At 63.2% G+C, this 22,042-nt stretch carries 15 protein-coding genes; 8 read left to right on the forward strand and 7 right to left on the reverse strand.

The features are described 5' to 3' along the window. Positions 1–7: 7 nt before the first annotated feature. The 6 genes from QMG80_RS00685 to QMG80_RS00710 all read right to left on the reverse strand — a co-directional run bounded on the left by QMG80_RS00685 (position 8) and on the right by QMG80_RS00710 (position 10,732). Positions 8–2,839 carry a bifunctional transaldolase/phosoglucose isomerase gene (locus QMG80_RS00685; protein ID WP_085773585.1) on the reverse strand — a complete coding sequence of 944 codons (2,832 nt, stop codon included), beginning with the start codon at positions 2,837–2,839 and terminating at the stop codon, positions 8–10. A gap of 69 nt (positions 2,840–2,908) precedes the next feature. After that, positions 2,909–4,960, reverse strand: a complete 2,052-nt coding sequence (gene tkt, locus QMG80_RS00690; RefSeq protein WP_085771069.1) for a transketolase — start codon at positions 4,958–4,960, stop codon at positions 2,909–2,911. Positions 4,961–5,165: 205 nt separating this feature from the next. Next, positions 5,166–5,630: a hypothetical protein gene (locus tag QMG80_RS00695; RefSeq protein ID WP_085771070.1), complete on the reverse strand. Its 465-nt coding sequence runs from the start codon at positions 5,628–5,630 to the stop codon at positions 5,166–5,168. A 174-nt stretch (positions 5,631–5,804) separates the two neighbouring features. Then, positions 5,805–8,342: a patatin-like phospholipase domain-containing protein gene (locus QMG80_RS00700; protein WP_158658659.1), complete on the reverse strand. Its 2,538-nt coding sequence runs from the start codon at positions 8,340–8,342 to the stop codon at positions 5,805–5,807. Positions 8,343–8,743: 401 nt separating this feature from the next. Beyond that, positions 8,744–9,442: a YoaK family protein gene (locus QMG80_RS00705; RefSeq protein ID WP_085771072.1), complete on the reverse strand. Its 699-nt coding sequence runs from the start codon at positions 9,440–9,442 to the stop codon at positions 8,744–8,746. Between the two features lie 42 nt (positions 9,443–9,484). Next, positions 9,485–10,732, reverse strand: a complete 1,248-nt coding sequence (locus QMG80_RS00710; RefSeq protein ID WP_085771073.1) for a cupin domain-containing protein — start codon at positions 10,730–10,732, stop codon at positions 9,485–9,487. A gap of 269 nt (positions 10,733–11,001) precedes the next feature. Here QMG80_RS00710 and QMG80_RS00715 point away from each other — a divergent pair, with 269 nt between their 5' ends. Then, positions 11,002–11,241, forward strand: coding sequence for a hypothetical protein (locus tag QMG80_RS00715; protein WP_085773586.1), 240 nt, complete (start codon positions 11,002–11,004; stop codon positions 11,239–11,241). 530 nt (positions 11,242–11,771) lie between these two features. Here QMG80_RS00715 and QMG80_RS00720 read toward each other — a convergent pair. Then, on the reverse strand, positions 11,772–12,890 hold the full coding sequence (locus QMG80_RS00720) for a PrnB family protein (protein WP_085771075.1): 1,119 nt from the start codon (positions 12,888–12,890) through the stop codon (positions 11,772–11,774). A 437-nt stretch (positions 12,891–13,327) separates the two neighbouring features. Between QMG80_RS00720 and QMG80_RS00725 the strand changes: the two genes are divergently transcribed. The 7 genes from QMG80_RS00725 to QMG80_RS00755 all read left to right on the forward strand — a co-directional run bounded on the left by QMG80_RS00725 (position 13,328) and on the right by QMG80_RS00755 (position 21,935). Beyond that, the gene (locus QMG80_RS00725) at positions 13,328–15,049 is read left to right on the forward strand and encodes a DEAD/DEAH box helicase (RefSeq protein ID WP_085771076.1); all 1,722 of its coding nucleotides are present in this window, start codon (positions 13,328–13,330) and stop codon (positions 15,047–15,049) included. A gap of 226 nt (positions 15,050–15,275) precedes the next feature. Next, entirely contained in the window at positions 15,276–16,292 is a 1,017-nt protein-coding gene (locus QMG80_RS00730; protein ID WP_245300135.1) for a fatty acid desaturase, read from the forward strand. A 289-nt stretch (positions 16,293–16,581) separates the two neighbouring features. After that, positions 16,582–16,887 (forward strand): hypothetical protein, encoded by a 306-nt coding sequence (locus QMG80_RS00735; RefSeq protein WP_085771077.1) that lies wholly within the window; start codon positions 16,582–16,584, stop codon positions 16,885–16,887. A gap of 307 nt (positions 16,888–17,194) precedes the next feature. Further along, positions 17,195–18,664: a Fe-S cluster assembly protein SufB gene (gene sufB, locus QMG80_RS00740; protein WP_085770674.1), complete on the forward strand. Its 1,470-nt coding sequence runs from the start codon at positions 17,195–17,197 to the stop codon at positions 18,662–18,664. A 39-nt stretch (positions 18,665–18,703) separates the two neighbouring features. Beyond that, a complete protein-coding gene (sufC, locus tag QMG80_RS00745; RefSeq protein WP_085770675.1) occupies positions 18,704–19,453 on the forward strand; it encodes a Fe-S cluster assembly ATPase SufC in 750 nt (249 codons plus the stop codon). A 2-nt stretch (positions 19,454–19,455) separates the two neighbouring features. Beyond that, entirely contained in the window at positions 19,456–20,685 is a 1,230-nt protein-coding gene (gene sufD, locus QMG80_RS00750; protein WP_085770676.1) for a Fe-S cluster assembly protein SufD, read from the forward strand. Then, complete coding sequence (locus QMG80_RS00755; protein WP_085771078.1) at positions 20,682–21,935, forward strand: cysteine desulfurase; 1,254 nt, start codon at positions 20,682–20,684, stop codon at positions 21,933–21,935. The genes sufD and QMG80_RS00755 overlap by 4 nt, the downstream gene beginning before the upstream one ends. Positions 21,936–22,042 lie beyond the last annotated feature (107 nt).

The following is a 22,042-nucleotide window of genomic DNA, read 5'->3' on the forward strand; positions in this document are numbered from 1 at the left end:
CTTGAAGCTAGCGCAGCGCAGCCTCCACTGCGCCGTAAAGATCTGCAAGGCCCGTTTGCGCGTCCTTGAGATGCACGCGGAGCGCGCGGCGTCCTCTCTCGACCATGGCGTCGAAATCGCCGCGCGCCTGCGCCGCCTCCACAACGCCGAAAGAATAGGCGTGGCCGGGAACGGCGATGTCTTTTGCTTCGTGGCAAGTGATCTGCAGAAAGACCCCCGAATTCGGGCCGCCCTTATAGGCCTGGCCCGTCGAGTGCTGAAAGCGAGGCCCGAAGCCGAGGCAAGAAGCTGAAAGCGTGCGTTCGTGGATCAGGGCCCGCAATTCGTTGAGCGCGCGGATGTGCGCCTCATTGCGTTCGAGATAGGCAAGCAGGGCGAAGTAATCGCCTCTCAGCGCGTCGGCTTGAGCGAGATGGCGGCGAAGATATCCCGTCAGCGTGTTGTGCCGGCCGAGCTTGGCCCCGTATTCTCCGTCGGAGTAGAGCGCGAGACCGTTCTCGCTGAAGAGCGGCTCCTGGTCGGGCAGCCGATGCGACTTTTCATATTCCTCGGTCAAGGCGCGCGTGTTCGCCTTGCTGGCCTCGACGTCGGGCTGGTCGAAGGCGTTGACGCCGAGCACCGCGCCGGCGACGACGGTCGCGATTTCAAATCGGAAGAACTCCTGACCCAAATTCCCGACATCCCGCACGAGAACGCGGGCGACCGGATGACCCGCCCGCCCCAACGCTTCGACGAGCTGTTGCTGGCGCATGTCCGCACGCCCTTCGAGCTCGATATAGACGAAGAAGCGATCCTGACCGTAGCGCTCGACCGCGGCAAGCGGCTCGTCCGCGATGGGGATCAAGCCTTTCCCCTGCTTGCCCGTGCTCTCGGCGAAAAGCTGCTCCAGCCAAGCCGCAATGGCCCCGAAAGCCGGCGATGCGATGATCGTGACCTTGTCGCGCGCGCGCCATCGCGTCGCCACGCCAATCGCGACGCCAAGTCGCACGCCGGGGTTCTGCGCCGGCGGCGCATCCGGACCACAGGAGCGCATCATGATCTTGGCGTTTACGAGCAGGCGCCGCACGTCGAGCCCCATCGCCGCCGCCGGCACGAGACCGAAGCGCGACAAGGCGGAGTAGCGGCCGCCAATGCTCGCGTCGCCGAAGAAGACGCGCGCGAAGCCCGCCTCACGGGCGCGCCTCTCCAGCGAGGACCCTCTGTCGGTTACGGCGATGAAACGCTCCCCGGCCCGGTCGCGTCCGCGGGAAGTGGCGATGCGATCAAAGAAATAGTCGAACAGAATGTTCGGCTCGAGCGTGCCGCCGGATTTCGATGACACGATCACAAGGGTCTTGTCGATGTCGAGCGCCCTTTCGGTCGCCTCGATCTGGGCGGGATCGGTGCTGTCGAGCACGTGGAGCTTCGGCCAGCCGGGCTGAGGCCCGAAGGTTTCGGCCATGACCTCCGGCGCCAGGCTCGAGCCGCCCATGCCGAGGAGCAGCGCGTCGGAGCACCCTAGCCGCTTCACTTGCGCGGCGAAATCTTCAAGCTCGGAGACGCGCTCGAGCTCGGCGTCGACGATGCGCAGCCAGCCGAGCCATTGGCTCTCGTCGGCGCCGCTCCAAAGCGAGGCGTCCCCCGCCCAGAGACGCCGGACATTGCCATCCTTGCGCCATCTCTCGAGCTCTTCCTCATAGCGCCTTTGCGCATCGCATGAATTCATGCCGAAGGCGAAGCTCGGCTGCGGGCCGTCAATCAGCCCCAATCGCCGCTGAGCGATTGCCGCGAGCAGCTTGTCGAAAGAGTCGGCGAAGAGCCGGACGCCCTCCTCCGTAAGAGCCTGCGTGACCTCGTCCAAGCTAACGCCATAGTCGGCGAGCGCCGCGAGGTCGGCCTGCGCTTGCGGCAAATCGCGCTCGATCGCATCCGGCGTGACGACGCCATGGTCGCGGAAGGCGTCCAGCGTCGCGGGCGGCAAGGTGTTGACCGTATCCCGTCCAATAAGCTCCTCGACGTAAATCGTATCCTTGTAAGCGGCGTTCTTCGTGCTCGTCGAAGCCCAGAGAAGGCGCTGGACCTTCGCTCCGGCGTCTGCGAGGCGCCGCCAGCGCGCTCCGGCGACAAGCGACTTGAACACCGCATAGGCGACCTTGGCGTTGGCGATCGCCGTCTTGCCCTTGAGCCGCAGCGCGCCCTCGTTCTTTGCGCCGTCCAGCAGCTTGTCCACGGCCGTGTCGATGCGGCTGACGAAGAAGCTCGCGACGCTCGCGACCTTTGAAACGTCGCCGCCCGCCCGCAGCAGATCCTCAAGGCCCGCCATGTAGGCGTCGGCGACCCGTTCATAGACGTCGACTGAAAACAGCAGCGTGATATTGACGTTGATCCCCTGCGCGATCAGCGCGCGAATCGCCGGCAGGCCGGCTTCCGTCGCCGGGACCTTGACCATCAGGTTCGGGCGCGCGACGGCTCGCCAAAGATGGAGCGCCTCGGCCATCGTGGCCTCGGTGTCGTTTGCAACGTAGGGCGAGCACTCCAGGCTGATGAATCCGTCCCTTCCTTGCGTGCGATCGTAGATAGGACGCAGGACATCGGCTGCATTCCGGATGTCCTCGATTGCGAGCGCCTCGTATATCTCCGATATGCTGTGATCGCCTTGCGACTGGACCGCCTTGAGCCCGGCGTCATATTCGTTGCTCTCGCCAATCGCCTTCTCGAAGATTGACGGATTGGAGGTTGCGCCTCTCAGGCTGTCGCGTTCCATGCGCATGCGCAGCTCGCCGCCTTCGACGAAGCTTCGCTTGAGGAAATCGATCCACACCGACTGGCCGCAGGCGTCCAGATCATTCAACGCATTCATGACGCGACCCTCGACATTTCTCCGTGCCTTCTCATCGCTCGAATAGTCCTGCTCGAACAAGCTTTAGAGCTAGAGCAAGGCTTCGACGCGCTTGCATACGTTCTCCACGCTGAAGCCGAACTCTCGCAGCGTGACCTCGCCTGGCGCCGACGCGCCGAAATGATCCAAGCCCAGGACGTCGCCGCGATCGCCGACATAGCGGCTCCAGCCTTGCGTGGCGCCGGCCTCGACGGCGAGCCGCGCGGGGACATCTCGCGGGAAGATCTCGTCGCGATAGGTCTTCGGCTGCGCCTCGAAGAGTTCCCAGCTCGGCATGGACACGGCGCGCGCGTGAATGCCGCGTTCCTCCAACTTCTTTTGGGCTTCGACGATCAGATTGACCTCGCTTCCGGAGGCGATCAGCACCGCATCCGTCTTGCCATTGGGCGCGTCGGCGAGGACATAGGCGCCGCGGCGTAGTCCCTCCGCGGGCGCGTAGCGGCTGCGATCGAGCGTCGGCGCCTTCTGACGCGATAGCGCCAGCGCCACCGGACGATTCTCGGCGGCGACCGCGACGCGCCAAGCCTCTGCTGTCTCATTGGCGTCTGCCGGCCTGATGACCGTGAGCCCGGGGATTGCGCGCAGGCTTGCAAGCTGCTCGACAGGCTGATGCGTCGGCCCGTCCTCGCCGAGCGCCACGCTGTCATGCGTGAAGACGAAGACGACATGCAGCTGCATGATCGACGCAAGTCGGATGGGCGGGCGCATATAGTCGGAGAAGATCAGAAAGGTCGCGCCGAAAGGCAAGGCGCCGCCATGCGCGGCCAGACCGTTGACCACGGCCCCCATCGCATGCTCGCGCACGCCGAACCAGATGTTCCGGCCGGCATAGCTCCAGGCTCCGTTCGTTTGATGCCCCGGCGGCGCGCTCTCCGGCTCGAAATCGCCAAGCCCCTTCAGAGCGGTGAAGGTCGAAGGATTGAGGTCGGCCGAGCCTCCGATGAGCGCCGGAAGCTTCGGCGCGATCGCATTCATGACCTTGCCGGCGGAGACGCGCGTGGCCTCGCCTTTGGCGTCGGCTTGAAATTCGGGGATGTCGCTGTCCCATCCGTCAGGGAGCTCTCCGCGCCACGCCTGTTGCAGAGATTCCGCCAGCTCCGCATATTTTTCTTCGTAACGCTCGAGCTCTCGGCTCCATTCCTCCTCGAGCTTGCAACCGCGCGCGATCGCTTCGCGCATGTGGCTTGCGACGTCTTGAGGCACGAGGAATGTGGGTTCGGTCGGCCAGCCGAGGTTCTGCTTGGTCAGGCGCACCTCGTCCGCGCCCAGCGGCGAGCCATGCGCCTCGAAACTGTCCTGCTTGTGCGGCGAGCCATAGCCGAGATGCGTGCGCACGCGGATCAAGGACGGACGGTCCGCCTCGTCACAGGCGGCGCGCAAGGCCGCGTCCAGCGCCGAAAGATCGTTGCCGTTCGCGACCTCCTGCACATGCCAGCCATAGGCGTCGAAGCGCTCGCCGCAATTTTCAGTAAAGGCCATGTCAGTGCCCGCGGAAAGCGTGACATGATTTTCGTCGTACAGGCAGATGAGCTTGCCCAATCGCAGATGACCGGCGAGCGAAGCGGCCTCGGCGGCGACGCCCTCCATCATGTCGCCGTCGCTCATGATCACAAAGGTGCGGTGGTCAATGACATCAAAGCCGGGGCGGTTGAAGCTCATTGCGAGATGGCGTTCCGCGATCGCGAAACCGACCGCATTGGCGAAGCCCTGGCCGAGCGGCCCGGTCGTAATTTCGACGCCGGGCGTCAGCCCGCGCTCAGGATGGCCCGGCGCCTTGCTGTCCCATTGCCGAAAGCGCTCGATTTCCTGGAGCGGCAGGTCATAACCGGTAAGATGCAAGAGCGAATAGAGAAGCGCCGAGCCGTGTCCCGCGGACAGCACAAAGCGATCGCGGTCGTTCCATTTCGGATTTTTCGGGTTGTGCTTGAGAAACCGAGACCACAGCACATAGGCCATGGGCGCGGCCCCCAGCGGTAAACCTGGATGTCCGCTGTCGGCCTTCTGCACCATGTCGACCGAGAGAAATCGTATCGCATTGATGCAGCGCTGGTCTAACGCAGCGTTTGAGTTGGAGAGCGTCATGACGTCGGTCCACGCGCGACAAGGACACGAGAAAATTAGGGTGGCGAGCCGACCCATCAAGCCGGCCTGCCGCGCGCTCGTCCTCGGCGTGGGGCCTTCCGCCGGCTAGAGCGCGACGCAAATAACAGCGGTCGGCGCGCTCTTCAGCCCCAGCGTCTTTATCGAATGGAGGCCGATAGCGGCGTGCAGAAAGACGCCAGTCGCTTCAGCGGAGGAGAACGAGCGGATCGCCGAGACCGGGAATCGGATGGGCCTGGGGGAACGGAGGGTGTATGGGCACGACATCGTTCGAGCCGCCGCTTACATATTCAAAGAAGGAGATTTTCTGCGCCGTCACGCTCGGATAGCAAGTGACAATATTCGCGCAGCTCACATGGATGAACAACTGCGCCCAGCCGTCGCCCGATGCGACCTTATCGATCGCGATCGCGGTTCCCTCGCTCTTTCCATAAGGCCCGAAAGTTTGGATGCGCCAGGCGTCGACCTTCTCGATCTTGTAGCAGGCGTTTTGCTCGACCCAGGCGATCGCTCTCGCCCATTTGCGGTCGCAGTCGGGTCCGACCCTGCAGGCGACCGAAGTCGGCGTGGCTCCGTCCTCGGCGGCGCTGCCGCAAGCGGCCAGCGCCAAGGAGATCAGAATCAAGCAAAGCCGCGCGAGGCGTTTCGTCATAGCAACGATCCACGTCAGTTCAGGCGCTCGGATGGCGCAGCCAACAGCAGGAGCGGACGGGCAGGACGTTGGCCTATCGACGGCGAAAGGTAAAGCCTGAAGCGCAAGCAGCGTCCGAGGAGGGCGACGAGGCGATCTCCCTGATTGTAGGTCAGAGGTCGAAATTAGAAGCGCCTAATGGCTTCGATCTGTGGTCTCCATCGCCTTGCCGAGCGAGACTTCGAGCTGCTCGAGCTCCTGTTTGTTGCCGCACTCGTGGAGAAGGGGGACAAAGGCTTCGCGTGTCGACTCCGACAACACCCAGCCCAGCGGCGCCTGGACAGGCAGCGGCGCGCCGTCTTTATGCGCCCTGCACATCGCCATATGGGCGAAGTAAGGCGCTTGCAATGTTGCGGTCACTGGAGTGGATTGCGTGACGAGCATCTCCTTCGAGTTGGCGAAGGTCTTGGCAAGGCGGGCTTGAGGGGATGGCGCGCCTGATGAATTCGTTACAGCAGGCTTCAGAAGGTCGTCGAACTCGGCGCAGATTTCCGCGGCGAGCTCGGCCGCGGCTCTGGTGCCATGCGCTTCTCGCACATGCACGAGCCCCTGAAACGGCGCGGAAAACTCGTTGATATAGGCGTTCTCGACTTGTACCGGATCAAGGGAGAGATAATTCGCTGGGTCGCCGACTCTTTTCGCGTCCGTCGAAGCCTCTCCTGGCGGGGTCGGCGGATGTTCACGCTCGGCGTTGCTCAGCAGGCATTTTCCGCCTTTCTGCGCCTCTTTGATGCGCACCAGCGTGCGGGTCTCGTCGAGCCCCGGATCGCTGCTTATCATGAGGATCACGAGCTTGACGCCGGGGGACTTGTCCTTGAGCGCCACACGCGCTGCGCGGGCGAGCTCGAGCGCCGAGAGCGCGCCGTAGTTTTCGAAATATCCGCCGTCGATGACGGAGCCGCTTCCGCGACCCAGATCGCCTGCGGGTGAAACATAGGTGAAGCGCGCGCTATTGTGCGCGGCCGTGCTCGCGCGAACATCGCTGCCCAACATGTGGAGCTCATCGAGACTATCAACGAAGACGTCGCGCTCGATTTTGACATGTCCGGCGATGATCCGCCTGCCCGTCTCCTCATGCGTGCCATTCAGCAAGAGGATCGGGCGCCATGTCTTCGACGTGGTCGCCCTGTCGGGAAAGAAGCTGAGGAAGGGCCGCGCCAGAAAGCCCTTGCTGGCGTGCTCGAAGCTTTGCTCGAGCGCCACGCCTCGGTCTCCTTGGCCAAAATCCGGCAGGATTTGCGACGGCGCGTCGACAAATATCCACGTCGCGAGCGCGGGCGCGAGAAAGTCGTCTGCGAGAAATTCAGTCGCGTGCGGCTTGAGGCCTTCGGCGCGCGCCGCGAGCGACGCCGAGTAGACCGCGGCGCCGACGCTGCCGCCCGATACGCCGCTGATCGCGAATAGATACGGCGACAGACCGCCAGAAGGTTCGAGATCTTTTTCTAATTTCTCGAGGACTGTCGCGGTCCAGTAGGCCGCGCGGATGCCGCCGCCGGCAGTCGCCACAATCACCATGGGAACGGGTTCGCCAGCGTGCAGCTCGCCGTATGCCGTCCGCGCCTGCTCATACCAAGCCTGCGCCGCCTCCTGGACAGTCATCCGGTCTTGGGGCGAGGCTACGAAAGAAAATTCCGGCGGCGTTCGGCTGACAACGCAGTTTTGGCCGTCGCACAGCCGCACTCGATGAAAAGGCCGTAGGACGGCGTTGGCCAAGCCCAGCACCAGCACGAAGGCGATCGTATAGCCGAGCACCACGCGCTTGTTGGCTCCGGCGCCGAAGATTTGCTTCTCTACGGCGAAGTCCACCGCGAGCTCGAAGAAATTGACGGCGGCGAGCACGGCTCCGAAGGCGAAATAAGCCACGACCATTGAGCCGAAGAACCGCCCAATATGCGTAGGGCTGAACCACACGGCCGCAGCGACGGCGACCGCCACCGCAAAAAGGCCGATGGTGAAGCTCACGATCTCCCGCCGTTCCCGCAGCTCATCCTCGTTGCGCATTTTCTCGGTGGCGATGGCGCCAATTGGCTTCTTTCGCCGAAGCCAACTAATCAGAAACAGAAACACGAACGCGGACCCGCTGATCGCGATGGTCGCCGGGACAAACCCATGCGGTACGGTGCGGCGGAATGCGATGATGACGAGGCCGCCAAGCAGCAAAGTCTCGCCGATCACAGCCCCCCATAGCAGCCAGCGCGCCAGCAGCGCCAAGTCGCGCTCTGATCTTTGCGAAAACATCAGATAGTCGACGGTCCAGACGATCGCCGTCGCAAGAATGATGGCGAGCGGCGCCGTCCAAGCAAGCCAGCGCAAAAGGTCATCGCCCCAGGCGGCCTCCGGCAGGGCCCAGGCCGCCAGAGATAGATTGATCGCCGCGAAAAGATGCGCGCAAACGCCGAGCAATCGTGGCGGCCAGTAAAGCCACCGCTCATCGCCTGTGGGATGCGGGAGCGCGCCGGAAGCGACCGCGCCGTTTAGGCCGAGACGCGCGGTATGCCAGTTGTTCGTCGCCCAATAGACGAGCGCGAGGAATAGGAAACCGATGCGCCAGGGTTGGTTTTCACCCATGAGGCTGACGCCGAGATCACGCCCTTGATCATTGACAAAGAGAAGCCAGGCGGCGGCAAGAACGAGGACGACGGGTCGCCACATGGCGCCGAGGGCCCTCAACAAGTCGTGCGCCTTCGATACCCCCCGCAACAGAAGGGCCAAGAAGGCGACAGCGCATAACCACGTGACGAAGGCGGCGTAAATTCCCGCAGCCGTCGGCGGCCAGATTTTGAAAGAGATCAGCGCGCTCCCGCAGAGAAGGAAAATTGCGAGCAGCGATCCCCAAAAAACTTTTCCAACTTGGCTAGACCGCGGCAATTCCGTCATGGCCACCCTCACGCATTTGAAATTGGCTCACCAAAGACTCCTCGAGCAAAAATTGAACGCCTCGCAGAAGTCTTAATGCGAAAACCGACCCGATAATGGACCCGGCCGGAAATCTACCCTCCCTCGATTCCGAGATTTTGGCAAGAGAGCGCAGCTCGGCGTCTAAAAGCCAAGCCCCGCTTTCACAACGGTGACCGCTACCGTCGCTCCGCCGCCCAGTGGAAGCCCGCAGCTCCGACAACGCAAGCGAAAGGCAAGACTGCGATCCAGGCCGGATAGGAGAAGAGCGCGCCGCATAAGCCGGCGCCAAGTCCATAAGTTAGAAACATTGCAATCTGCTGCTTGGTGGCGTGCAGCAGGGTATGTGGCGGCTGCAGCATCGCCTCGGTGGCGGTGGTCACGATCGAGGTCAGCGTGCTGGTGAAGACGACTGTGGAAATTCCGAACCGACCGACCAAGCGCGCGGCGACGCTTTGGATTCCCATTGCCGACGAAGCTGCGATAATGAGCCCGTAGAGGCCGGCGCCCGCAAGCGGCCGGTCGATGAACTGCCACGCCAGCGCGAATCCGGCGAGAAGACAGGCTTCGAAAGCAAGAAGCAGCCATACTGCGCGCGGCGTCGCAAGCTTCGAAAGCCAAAGCGTCACGCAGGCTGAGGCCAAGGCGGCGCCCGCGACAAACCCCGCAAATGCGGTAAAGGGGCGCGAGGCCTGCATCAAATGCCCCCCTCCGAGCGCAAGGCCGAGCAAGGCTGTATTGCCCGTCATGGCTGACGGAAAGACCTCACCAAGATTGAAAAAAGCGAGCGCGTCCATGCTGCCGGACGCAAAGCTGAGCAAAGCCAGCCCTGCGTCCGCCAACTCCGGGCGCTCCTGCGAGGAATCGAAGTCCGTCATGTTCGTTGCCTGCTGTTGCGCCCGGCTGCATGCGATCGCGCGTCACTCCGGCATGACGAGCGGCCTGTTGTTCGGGAATTTTGCAATTGTCGCCTGATCGATGTTCAGGGTCTCTGCGACCATCTCCGGCGGCGAATGCGTGAGCCAATCGGACAGCGAGATATCCGCGTAATAGGAGCTCCTGAACACCTCGATATATTGGAGATCCGTATCGCCGATATTCTTGACATAATGCCCATTGTTGCGCTTGACGTAGCCGATATCCCCGGGACTGAAGTTCAAAGTGACGGCGTTCGGACCCGTCTCGAACGCCGTGACTTGCGCCTTGCCTTTGATCCAATACGCCCATTCGTCGGCATTGGGATGCCAGTGCAGCTCGCGCAAGGCCCCGGGCCGAATCGTGACGAGCCCCACGGCGATCGTCTTGGACACATTGAAATTGTGGCTGTCCGCGACTCTGACCTCTCCGCCCTTTGTCTTTTTCACGGGCGCGGACGACGCGAGAGAATAGGTGAAGGGATAAGGAGGGAAATCGCCCGGTTTCTCCATCGCTTTCTTGACCGTGGCCAAGGCGGCCGGCGTCGGGCCCTGAAAGATGTAGCGATTGTGAAGCGGGATTTTCGAGAAGGCCTCGACGGGAACGCCGAAATTTTCCGCGAGAATTTCGGGAGGCGTGTGCGCGAGCCAATCCGTCACGAGAGTGGTGTTGAATTCGGTGGCCTTGCCGTCATCGAAGCAGATGACGAATTCGCACCCGTCGGGACCGAGCCCTTGCAGCGAATGCGGGAAGCCTGAGGGGAAATACCAGAGGTCGCCCTCTTTCACGTCCGAGACATAGGCGCGGCCGTGATCGTCGAGCACGGTGACTCGGCAGGATCCGTAGGTCACATAGGCCCATTCGGCCGCCAGATGCCAATGCAACTCCCTTATCCCGCCAGCAGTCAACCGCATATTGACGCCGGAGATGGTTTCGGAAATCGCGAAATCCGCCTGCGTCACCTGTCGCGCCCACCCCCCGTTTTGAATGCGCTTCGGCGCATTGTTGAACGAGGCCCAGAACTGAGGGAGGTCTCCGACGTCGGTCGCGGGCGGGGACTGCGCCGCCGGAAATTGGCTGGCTAACGTCTGGTTTTGCGGACCGGGATCGGTCGTGCTCGCGGGGTTTGTCGCGTTGATCGCGCCTTGCGGCGGTTCATCCGGATTGCCGAAAGATGCGGCCCGACCTGTCTTCGCCGCAGCGGCCATCGCGCCCGCGGCTCCTGCCGTAAGAACCTTCCGTCTCGAGATCATTGCCTGCTCCCTCCCAATAGCGACGCGCGGCTAGGCTGCAGCGCCAGAGCTAGGGCCCCGCCCACCATCGTCAAGGCTGCGGTGGCCCTTCGAAAGCGGAGCGAGTCAGCCGACGAGGCCCCGTTCTCGCGGTAGAATCTAGGGAACGATGCGGCGACGATCTACGAAACTGGCGTCGACGGTCGAGGCTAAGTTGGGAAATGGCGGGAACAGTAAGCTGCGATGCGAGTTTTAATTTCCACGATTCACCTCAGCCAAAGGCGCTGCACGTGAGAAGCTTGATCTTGTCAACGCCGGTGGTTGCGGGCTTGCTCGTCTCGGTCTCGCCTTCCATCGCCCAGGGTTGCTTGAAGGGCGCAATCATAGGCGGCGTCGCGGGACATTACGCGGGCCGCCACGGCCTTCTCGGCGCGACTGTCGGATGTCTGATCGGACGTCACGAAGCGTCGAAGGAGGAAAGCCGGAACCGCGATCATCGTCGCAATAATGCTCAACGGTATGCTGATTGAAGATGGCGTGACCGACAGCTGCGCCCGCCCCGATGGCGGGCGCCGCTACGACGCCCGTGAAAAGTTCGAGCGAGACTCGCAGCGCCGGTGTTGCTCAAAAATCTCCCGCGACAAACATATGGTCCGCGCCGTCATCGGCGAGCGCTGACCTCGCCTGCGCCGTGAGTTTTTAGCGCGGCGTGGCGATGCTGAGCAGAGGCGCCGCGGGCTTCACGCGTGCTGTCGGGCGCACGAGCGGGAAGCAACCAGCCGGCAGCGAAAGCGAAGGCGAAGGCGGCGGCTGTCACAAGCGAGAGAAAAGCGGTCCAGCGCAAGGCATAGTCGTTGTTCGAAGGGCATGACATTTCTGCGACCTCCAAAAAATCAATGCGATCTCAAACAGAGCGGCGGCTCGGCGTAGCGAGCGCTTTTCTATAGCATGGTAAACGCGGGTCCTGAAGATCAAAGTCAGCAGAAGCGTTCCAATCACAGCCGCCTCGAGCTCCGCGGCGGCCATTGGAACAGTCGAGTCCGCGCGCGCTCATGGGAGCTTAAATGCGGTGCGCCTCGGTTTCGGTGAGCATCTGTTGCAGCCATCGCATGTAGGGCGTCCCGCCGGTTCCCCGTGGATCGTCCATCCTTCGATTGATGTATTCCTGCGCCCAACTGAAATGCACACGGCGGAAGTCCGCCATCGCCTCCAATATCGCGTTGAACGGCTCCTTGCGCGCAGCCTTCCGGATGTCGGGCATGCCCTCGACCTCGTTGATGAGCGCGCGATGCTCCGCCGGCATGTAGTTGCGCATATCATCGAGGTGATCCGTGAGAACGGAGCGCTGGTGGGGGATTTTCATGAAGGCGATCAACGTCGGCATGATGCTGCTTTGCGCGCCCGTTTCGCCGCGAAATTGCATCGGCCCGCGATCGACCCCTTCATAGGCGACGTTTTCGAAAAATCGAATGTACGGGCGGAACGTCCTGTAGTACAGGGACGAATCCATATGCTCAGGAATGCGTTTGAGCACGTCGACCTGTCGTTGCACAGCATTTTGGATGCCCCACAGCTCGGCGTCGATATCTGCGTTCTCGTCATGCGCCAGCCGGCGATGAATCGAAGCGATCGCCCCGAGGATGTCCGCAGCGATCGCCTCGATCTCCACATGCACGAGGATAAACCAATGCTCGTCGTACATATGGACGAAGTTTTGAATTGTATCGATGTTCCCGAGCGCGATCGGAGCCTCCTTGCAAAAACGTTTCCAATTATAGAGCGCATAGCCGTCGTAGCTGAGGATCGGTGGGCGCCGCAGGCGCTTCGCCGCGTCAACCAAAGGTTCGGCGATGTTACGGGGAAGAATCGCAGCCGGCTCCTCGCCGACCTGATTGACATAGGCGGAGGCGAGGAAACCCACGCGCAGGTAGTAAAGCCGCAGCTGCGGCTGCGCCGGCTCGGACTCCGGGCCGTTCCACCTAGGAATCCGAAGCGCGCGCGCATAGGCCCGAAAGCCTTTGTCATAGAGCAGGCTCGGCAGATCGCGCCCGATCTCGTCGAGCGCCGCGTAGGGCGAATCGGGGGGAAACGCAGCGCGCGGATCGGTTTCCGGCAGGAAACCGCGCCGAGCATAGCTCGGCCTGAGAAGCTCGCTGTCTTGACTCGCGGCGCTCTGCAATGCTCAGCTCGCTGATTTCGAGCTCCTGACCTAGAGCCTGTCACGGAGAAGCGCGAAGCTTTGACTCGCTCCAAGTCTTGATTTGGAGCTTAGTCCTTTTCGCGTAAGAACACGCTCTAGCGGGAGGTCCTATCGCCTAGCGATATGGACAAATAACGCGGCGGCCCGCACCTTCCAGGGCAGGATCGGCTGTGGCGAACGCCGCATTCGCCATCCGCACGCCGAAAGGCTCGACCTCGGCTTTGGCGTCGCCTCGACGATTTCCATTCCGCCTGGCGGAACGTCGAATTCTTCGCCGAATCGCGGTCGCACCCAAGGATGGCGCGAGCGCCACAAGTGACGTAAGGTCCGCCCTCCTCCTTCCTTGGAGCTCGAGTTCCTTCGAACCCAAGGCGGCGCGGCGATAGCCGAGCCGCCGCCTACCCAGCGACTCTGCCGTGACCTTATTCCTGAACGCTAACCCCGCGCTCGCCAAAGCCCTGAACGAGCGCAACTACACTTCGCCGACGCCGGTCCAAGCCGCGATGTTGTCCGACCCGGCGCAGGCCGCGGACGTGCTCGTTTCGGCCCAGACGGGTTCGGGAAAGACCGTCGCATACGGCTTGGCGATGGCGTCCACGCTTCTCAACGAAGCCGAAAGCCTTCCCGTCGCCACGGCGCCCCTTGCGCTCATCATCGCGCCGACGCGCGAGCTCGCCTTGCAGGTCGCTCGCGAGCTGGATTGGCTTTACAAATATGCGTCGGCGCGAATCGTCGCATGCGTCGGCGGAATGGACGCTCGCCTCGAGCGTCGGGCCTTGTCGGCTGGCGCCCATATCGTCGTGGGAACACCCGGACGTCTGCGCGATCACATCGAGCGCGGCGGACTGGATACGACCCGCATCGCGGCCGTCGTTCTCGACGAGGCCGACGAGATGCTCGACTTGGGCTTTCGCGAGGACCTCGAATTCATTTTGGAGGCGACGCCCCGGGAGAGGCGCACGCTGTTGTTCTCGGCCACGATGCCGAGAGGCGTATCGGTTTTGGCCCGGCGCTATCAGCGCGACGCGAGACGGATCGACGTCGCTCGCGGAGAACGCGGCCACAGCGACATCGACTATCGCGCGGTCCGCATCGCGCCGAAAGAGACGGAGCTCGCGACCGTCAATCTCTTGCGTTATTTCGAGGCGCCGACGGCGATCGTGTTCTGCAACACGCGGGAGTCCGTTCGCCATCTACACGCCATGCTTCTCGAGCGCGGGTTCGCAGCCGTGCTGTTGTCGGGCGAGCTCAGTCAGCACGAACGCAACCACTCCATGCAGGCGTTGCGCGACGGGCGGGCGCGGGTCTGCATCGCGACTGACGTCGCAGCGCGCGGCATAGACCTGCCCAGCCTCGACCTCGTCATTCACGCCGATCTGCCGCATGACGCCGAGAGCTTGCAGCATCGCAGCGGCCGAACGGGGCGCGCGGGCCGCAAGGGCGTGAGCGCGCTGCTCATTCCGCCGGCGCGTCGCCACCGCGCCGAGCGGCTGCTTAGAGACGCCGGCGCCCACGCCCATTGGAGCGGGCCGCCCTCGGGCGAGGAAATTCGTGATCTCGATCAGACGCGCATGATGCGGGATCCGCTGCTGCTGGAGCCTCCCACGGAAGAGGATTTCGAGGCGGCGAAGCGGCTCCTTGCTGAGCGGACGCCCGAAGAGCTCGGCGCGATGCTCGTACGCCTCTACCGGACGCGCCTTCCCGCGACAGAGGTCGTCTTCGACCCGGGCCCGGAGTCCGAGCGTCAGGGGACGCGCGAGCCCCGGACGTTGAGCGTGAGCTCCGGCAAAGCGCGACGTCCGGCTCGTCTGGCAAGCGACGCCGCATGGTTTCGTCTCGACATCGGCCGGACGAAGAACGCCGATCCGAAATGGTTGCTGCCGATGCTCTGCCGAAAAGGAAACGTCACGAGACAAGACATCGGAACGATCGAAATCATGGAGCACGAAACGAGGGTTGAAATCGCAGAATCGGTGGCGGCGCAGTTCGCCGCCTGCATGCGCCGCCCGGGAGGCGACAATATTCGCATCGAGCGGCTGGGCGACAGCGTCAGACCCAAGAACGTCAAGGCGGGCGGCGCGGGCGCAGACGCAAGACGGAAGAAGAGCGCCGGCGATAACGCAAAATCGAAGCGATGAACGGGGCGATGCCATCGAGCGTCAGCGCTGCGCATCGGCGACAGCGGCTCCAGAACCCAGCGCTGAAGGTTGACACCGCCTCGCTCAAGGTGAATAGGCGTGTCGCGGCCTATAAATGCAGCCGAATGGCTACACGGGTGTTCCACTGACCCATCATCAACTAATCGTTCCGGTTGCCGGAGTCGATCCAAACGGCGCGCCGGACGCGAAAACACTGGCTCGGCGCATGGCTGAGCTGAGAGCTTGGGCCCGCGAGAAGGGCTATTACAGCGTGCCGCTGTGGGAGAAGGCGCTTCGGGGCCTGGAGCTCGTGGCGGCGCCGGCGCTCGCCTTCGTCCTTCTGGCTCAAGGCGGCGTCGCCGCGGCGCTTGGAGCGCTCATCCTTGGCCTGCATTACCCGCGCACGGCCTATCTCGGACATGACCTCGCTCACGGTCAGTGGGCTCCGCGCAACGAGACGAAGGCGCGCATCATGTTGCGGCTCGTGTCGCTGGGCCAGGGTTTCGGCTCGACATGGTGGGTCGAAAAGCATGAGCTGCACCACGCCTTTCCCAACGCCTGCCGCGTCGGAGAAGACGGAATCCGCGCGCCGATCGACGGCGACATCGACTCGCCCCCTTGGCTCGTCTGGGACAAATCATTAGCCCAATACAACGCCAAGGCGCGCCAAGCAGGGCTTGGGCGAGCGCTAACCTTCCTGTTGCCGCGCTTTCAGGTCTCGCTGTTTTTTCCAATCCTGTCGGTCGCCCGTTTCAATTGGAGCTGGCAAAGCATCGACGTCGCGGTGAAAAACAAGCAATGGACTGAAGCGACGTTGTGTGTCGCGCATTGGGTCGTCGGCTTTACCCTCGCCGGGCTGATAACGCCGGGCGCGGCCTGGACAGGTTGGCTCTGGTTTTTCGCGTCGCAGCTTCTCGGCGGATTCATCCTCGCGTTCGTCTTCGTGCTCAACCACACGGGCATGGAAGTCTATGAGGCGGCGGAGGCGAAGGGCTTCTATGACCGGCAAGCGCGCGCAACGCGCAACACGCCGAGCTCGCCACTTCACGATTGGCTCACGGGGGGCCTCAACAGCCAGATCGAGCACCACATGTTCCCGAGCCTATCCCGCCGGCGCTTGGCCCAAATGCGCGAGGCGACAAAGGCTGCGATGCTTGAAAGCGGCTACCCCTATGTGACGTTGGACAATCGCAACGCAATCCGCGCCGTGCTTTGCGCCCTCGGCGAAGCCGCGCGCGCATGACCTGAGGCTTTCCGGTCACGTTGCGGTCGAGGAGTCGAGTCCTCTCGCCCTCGGTCGACGGGTTACGCAGGCCCCATTGTAGTAAAGCCTGCAAAACTCTTGTCCGGAAAGCGGCATAAATCCTGCCTGCCCCGTGGGGAGTCGCCGTATTTTGAGCGCGCGGCCTCAACGCCTAGATCTCGTAACTGGAGCAAAAATTGCCTTGCCCCAGCGGTTGGCTATTGAGCGAGAGCCAAACCGAAGTAAGATGGCTGGGCAAAGGCAACCATAAAAAATTAGAGGGACAGGAATGATACGCGAGTTCAAGTACAAGGGCGAAACCTTTCGTGTGAACGCGCATGGCGTCGCGGGTTCCGAAGAGGTCTTCATCATCCATCTGGTGGACGATGAAGAAATGGGAGAAATCTCCATCGATCGGATGACCGAGGAAAATGACCGAAGCGCGCCGATCGATGCGATTTGCGTCATGTTGTGCGATAAGCTCATCGAGGCCGAGCATATCGACTGCTCCGAGCCGGGCGCCGGTTTCGTTTGGGCCGAAGGCAAGCGCCTGCGCGACGTGCTCCCCAGCAATGATACGGCCGCCGCTCACTGATTCTCGGCGGAGGAACCCTCGTTTCCGGCGACCTTCGTCCGCGAAGACCGCCGGAGGCGAGCTTTAGAACGCTGGATTGATCGTCGAAATTGAACAACGTCTCCTTCTGAGCCAGATGGATTTTTCGGGTGCGCGGCCCGGCTCCCCCCTTGTCGTCGTCAGATTGGACCTGGATCAAATCCAAGGACGGCGCCGTAATTGCTTGAGTAATCCACGGACCAGGCGCAGTTGGGTCAGCGTCTACACCGCGCATTCGGACGCGCCGGGCGGCGGCCCCGCTACGTGTTGTGACGAGGAGACGAAAAAGATGGCGGCTCTGAAGGAGACCGTGGACGTCGTCGAGTCGATAGACGTCGACGCCTATAAATACGGCTTCGTCACCGATATTGAGTCGGAGAAGGCGCCGAAAGGGCTGTCGGAAGAGATCGTCCGGTTTATTTCGGCGAAGAAGAACGAGCCGGAGTGGCTGACGGAGTGGCGTCTTGCGGCCTATCGCCGCTGGCTGACGATGGATGAGCCGCGCTGGGCGCGCGTCGAGCATCCGCCGATCGACTACCAGGATCTCTATTATTACTCGGCGCCGAAGTCGTCGCCGGGTCCGGCGACGCTCGAGGAGGTCGATCCCGAGCTGCTGCGCACTTATGAGAAGCTCGGGATTCCCTTGCGCGAGCAGGAGATTCTCGCGGGCGTCGAGACGCGCAAGGTCGCGGTCGACGCGGTCTTCGACAGCGTATCGGTGGCGACGACCTTCAAGGAGGAGCTGGCGAAGGCGGGGGTGATCTTCTGCCCGATCTCGGAGGCGGTGCGCGAGCATCCCGAGCTCGTGCGCAAATATCTCGGCTCGGTTGTGCCGGTCACCGACAATTTCTTCGCGACGCTCAACTCCGCCGTCTATTCGGACGGCTCCTTCGTCTATGTGCCGAAGGGCGTGCGCTGCCCGATGGAGCTGTCGACCTATTTCCGCATCAATGAGAAGAACACCGGTCAGTTCGAGCGCACGCTGATCGTCGCGGACGAAGGCTCCTATGTGAGCTATCTCGAAGGCTGCACGGCGCCCAAGCGCGACGAGAACCAGCTGCATGCGGCGGTCGTCGAGCTCGTCGCGCTCGACGACGCCGAGATCAAATATTCGACGGTGCAGAACTGGTATCCCGGCGACAGCGAGGGCAAGGGCGGCATCTATAATTTCGTGACGAAGCGCGGCGATTGCCGCGGCAAGAACTCGCATATCAGCTGGACGCAGGTGGAGACCGGCTCGGCGATCACCTGGAAATATCCGTCCTGCGTGCTGCGCGGCGATGGCTCGCAGGGCGAGTTCTACTCGATCGCGGTGTCGAACGGGCGCCAGCAGGTCGACAGCGGCACGAAGATGATCCACCTGGGGAAGAACACCAAGAGCCGGGTCATCTCCAAGGGCATATCGGCGGGGCGCTCGCAGAACACCTATCGCGGGCAGATCTCGGCGCATCGCAAGGCCGAAGGCGCGCGCAACTTCACCAATTGCGACAGCCTCTTGATCGGCGACCTCTGCGGCGCGCACACCGTTCCCTATATCGAAAGCAAGAACCCCAGCGCGCAAATCGAGCATGAGGCGACGACCTCGAAGATCAGCGAGGATCAGCTTTTTTACGCCATGCAGCGCGGGCTGTCGGCGGAAGAAGCGACGGCGCTGATCGTCAACGGCTTTGTGCGCGACGTGCTGCAGCAGCTGCCGATGGAGTTCGCGGTCGAGGCGCAAAAGCTCATCTCGATCTCGCTCGAAGGAAGCGTTGGGTGAGGCTCTCGCCTGCACCGTAAGGCCAAACTGGGATTTGACATGCTGGAAATCAAAAACCTCCACGTCTCGATCGGCGAGCGCAAGATTTTGGACGGATTGGACCTCACGGTGCATGACGGCGAGGTGGCCGCCATCATGGGTCCGAACGGCACGGGCAAGTCCACGCTGTCTTATGTCATCTCCGGACGCGAGGGCTATGAGGTCACGCAAGGCGAGATCCGGCTCGACGGCTTGAGCCTGCTCGAGCTTGCGCCTTGGGAGCGCGCGGCCAAGGGGGTTTTTCTGGCCTTTCAATATCCGGTCGAGATCCCGGGCGTCGCGACGATGACCTTCCTGAAGGCCGCGCTCAACGCGCAGCGACGCGCCCGCGGCGAGGAGGAGCTGCAGACCCCCGATCTCATGAAGCGCGTCAATGACGCCGCCGCCAAGCTTGGCGTGGGCAAGGAAATGCTGCGCCGTCCCTTGAACAGCGGCTTCTCGGGCGGCGAGAAGAAGCGCATGGACATTCTGCAGATGGCGCTGCTCGAGCCCTCGCTCGGCATATTGGACGAAACCGACTCCGGCCTCGACATTGACGCCTTGCGCGTCGTGTCGGAAGGCGTCAACGCGTTGCGCGACAAGAAGCGCAGCTTCCTCGTCATCACCCATTATCAGCGCCTGCTCGATTACATCAAACCGGACACGGTGCATGTGATGGCGAAGGGCCGCATCCAGCGCAGCGGCGGTCCGCAGCTCGCTCTCGAATTGGAGGAGAGCGGCTATAAGGATTACATCGGCGAGGCGGCGTGACCATGGCGAACCCAGCCCTTTCCGCGACCGAAGCCGCCTTCGCCTCCTTGTTCGAGCAGAAGAAGACCGCGGGCGCGCCGGATCTGCGCGAACGCAGCTGGCTCGCCTTCCTGCGCGACGGCTTGCCCAATCGGCGCCTCGAGAGCTGGCACTACACGGATCTGCGCGGCGCGCTGCGCGACTTTTCGCCCACAGCGACGGCGGGCCTCGTCGAGACCGAGACGCCGCCCGCGGGCGTGACGCGGCTCTCGCTCAGCGAAGCCCTGCAGCGACTCGACGAAGACGCGCTTGCGGCGCTGGCGCCCCGCATCGAGGATCCCGCCATCGCGCTCAATGGCGCGCTCATGACGGATGGCGTGGCGCTCATCATCCCGCCGGGGGCCGAGATCACGGCGCCGCTCTCGCTATTGCGCCGCTTCTCGGGCGCGGGGCTTTCGGTGACGCGCTCGCTCATCGTGGTCGGGGCGGGCGCGCGGGTTTCGATCGTCGAGCATGCGGCGGCCGGCGCGGAGACGGGCGGCTTCGAGAACGACCTTCTGATTTTGGCGCTCGGCGCGGGCGCGAAGGTCGAGCATTGTCTCATCAGCGAGGCGCGCGCGGACGGCGCGGCCAGCGTCATGAGCCTTGTCGCGACGCTCGCGGAAGACGCTTCGCTCGACTCCTTCAGCCTCATCGAGGGCGGCGGCTTGTTGCGCCGGCAGATCTTCGCCAAGCTCACAGGCGCGAAGGCGCGGGTGCGCTTCAACGGGGCCTCGCTGCTGCGCGGCGCGAGCTTTTCCGACACGACGCTCGTGGTCGAGCATCTGGCGCCGCAAGGCGAGAGCCGAGAGGCGTTCCGCTCGATCGTCGACGACACGGCGACGGGCGTGTTCCAGGGCAAGATCAGCGTGGCGCGCGAGGCGCAGAAGACGGACGGTTCGATGCAGTCGAAGGCGCTGCTGCTTTCGGACACGGCGACGATGAACAACAAGCCGGAGCTCGAGATTTTCGCCGACGACGTGGCCTGCGGCCATGGCGCGACCTGCGGGCGTCTCGACGCCGATCAGCTCTTCTATCTGACGGCGCGCGGCATCCCCAAGGCGCAGGCCGAGGCGCTGCTCATCGAAGGCTTCGCCAATGAGGCCTTCGCTCAATTGGAGCCGGAGCCGCTGCGCGAGGCGCTGGCGGCGCGCGTGTCGGCCTGGCTCGCCCCGCGCCGGATTCCGGCGGAAGCAAGCGGGAGCGCGCCATGAACATGCCCCTGGGCGCGGTCGCGGGCGCGCCGCTCTTCGACATTGCGGCCCTGCGCAAGGATTTTCCGATCCTTGCGGAAGAGCCTTACGGCAAGCCGCTCATCTATCTGGACAACGCCGCCTCGGCGCAAAAGCCGCGTCAGGTGATCGATCGGCTGACGCGCTTTTACGAGCATGAATACGCCAATGTGCATCGCGGCCTGCACTATCTCGCCAATGCGTCGACGGAGGCCTATGAGGGCGCGCGCGAGAGCGTGCGGCGCTTCCTCAATGCGGAGTCGACCGACGAGATCATTTTCACGCGAGGGGCGACGGAGGCCATCAATCTGGTCGCCGCGTCCTATGGCCTGGCGCATGTCGGCGAGGGCGACGAGATCATTCTGTCGGTGATGGAGCATCACTCCAACATCGTGCCCTGGCATTATCTGCGCGAGCGCAAAGGCGCGGTGCTGAAATGGATCGAGGTGGACGCGGACGGGCGCTTCGCGCTGGAAGACTTTGAGAAGCTCTTCACGGCGCGCACGAAGATCGTGGCGCTGACGCATATGTCGAATGTGGTGGCCTGGCCGACGCCGATCGCCGAGGTCACGCGCATCGCGCATGCGCATGGGGTTCCGGTTCTCGTCGACGGGTCGCAAGGCGCCGTGCATCTCGATGTGGACGTGCGGGCGCTGGACGTGGATTTTTACGTCGTCACCGGCCACAAGCTCTATGGCCCAACGGGCATTGGCGCGCTCTACGGCAAGCGGAAATGGCTCGAGAGCCTGCCGCCCTTCTGCGGCGGCGGCGAGATGATCGAGACCGTCACGCGCGAGAGCGTCACCTATAACACGCCGCCGCAGCGCTTCGAGGCCGGAACGCCGCCGATCGCGCAGGCGGTGGGGCTCGGCGCGGCGCTCGACTATATGGAGAGCGTCGGACGCGCCGCCATTCGCGCCCATGAGGCGGATCTGACGCATTATGCGCATGCGGTGCTCTCGAGCCTCGAGGGGATTCACATCTACGGGCGCGCGCCCGACAAGGGGCCCATCGTCGCCTTCAATCTCGACAACGCCCATGCGCATGACGTCGCCACGGTGATCGACCGCTCCGGCGTCGCCGTGCGCGCCGGCACCCATTGCGCCATGCCGCTCCTCGCCCAGTTCGGCCAGACCTCCAGTTGCCGCGCGTCCTTCGCGCTTTATAACACCCGCGCTGAGATAGATCGGCTGGCGGAGGTGCTCGTCAAAACGAAGGCCCTGTTCGCATAGAACATCGCGTGAGCGATCAGGATGCGCTCTGGAGCGTGGTGCGAAAAAGCAGATGCGGTTTTTCGCACACATTGCGCCTTGAACTTCTAAAACCGATCACGTTTTTT

This window comes from Methylocystis bryophila (genome assembly GCF_027925445.1).
Taxonomy (GTDB): Bacteria; Pseudomonadota; Alphaproteobacteria; order Rhizobiales; family Beijerinckiaceae; genus Methylocystis; species Methylocystis bryophila.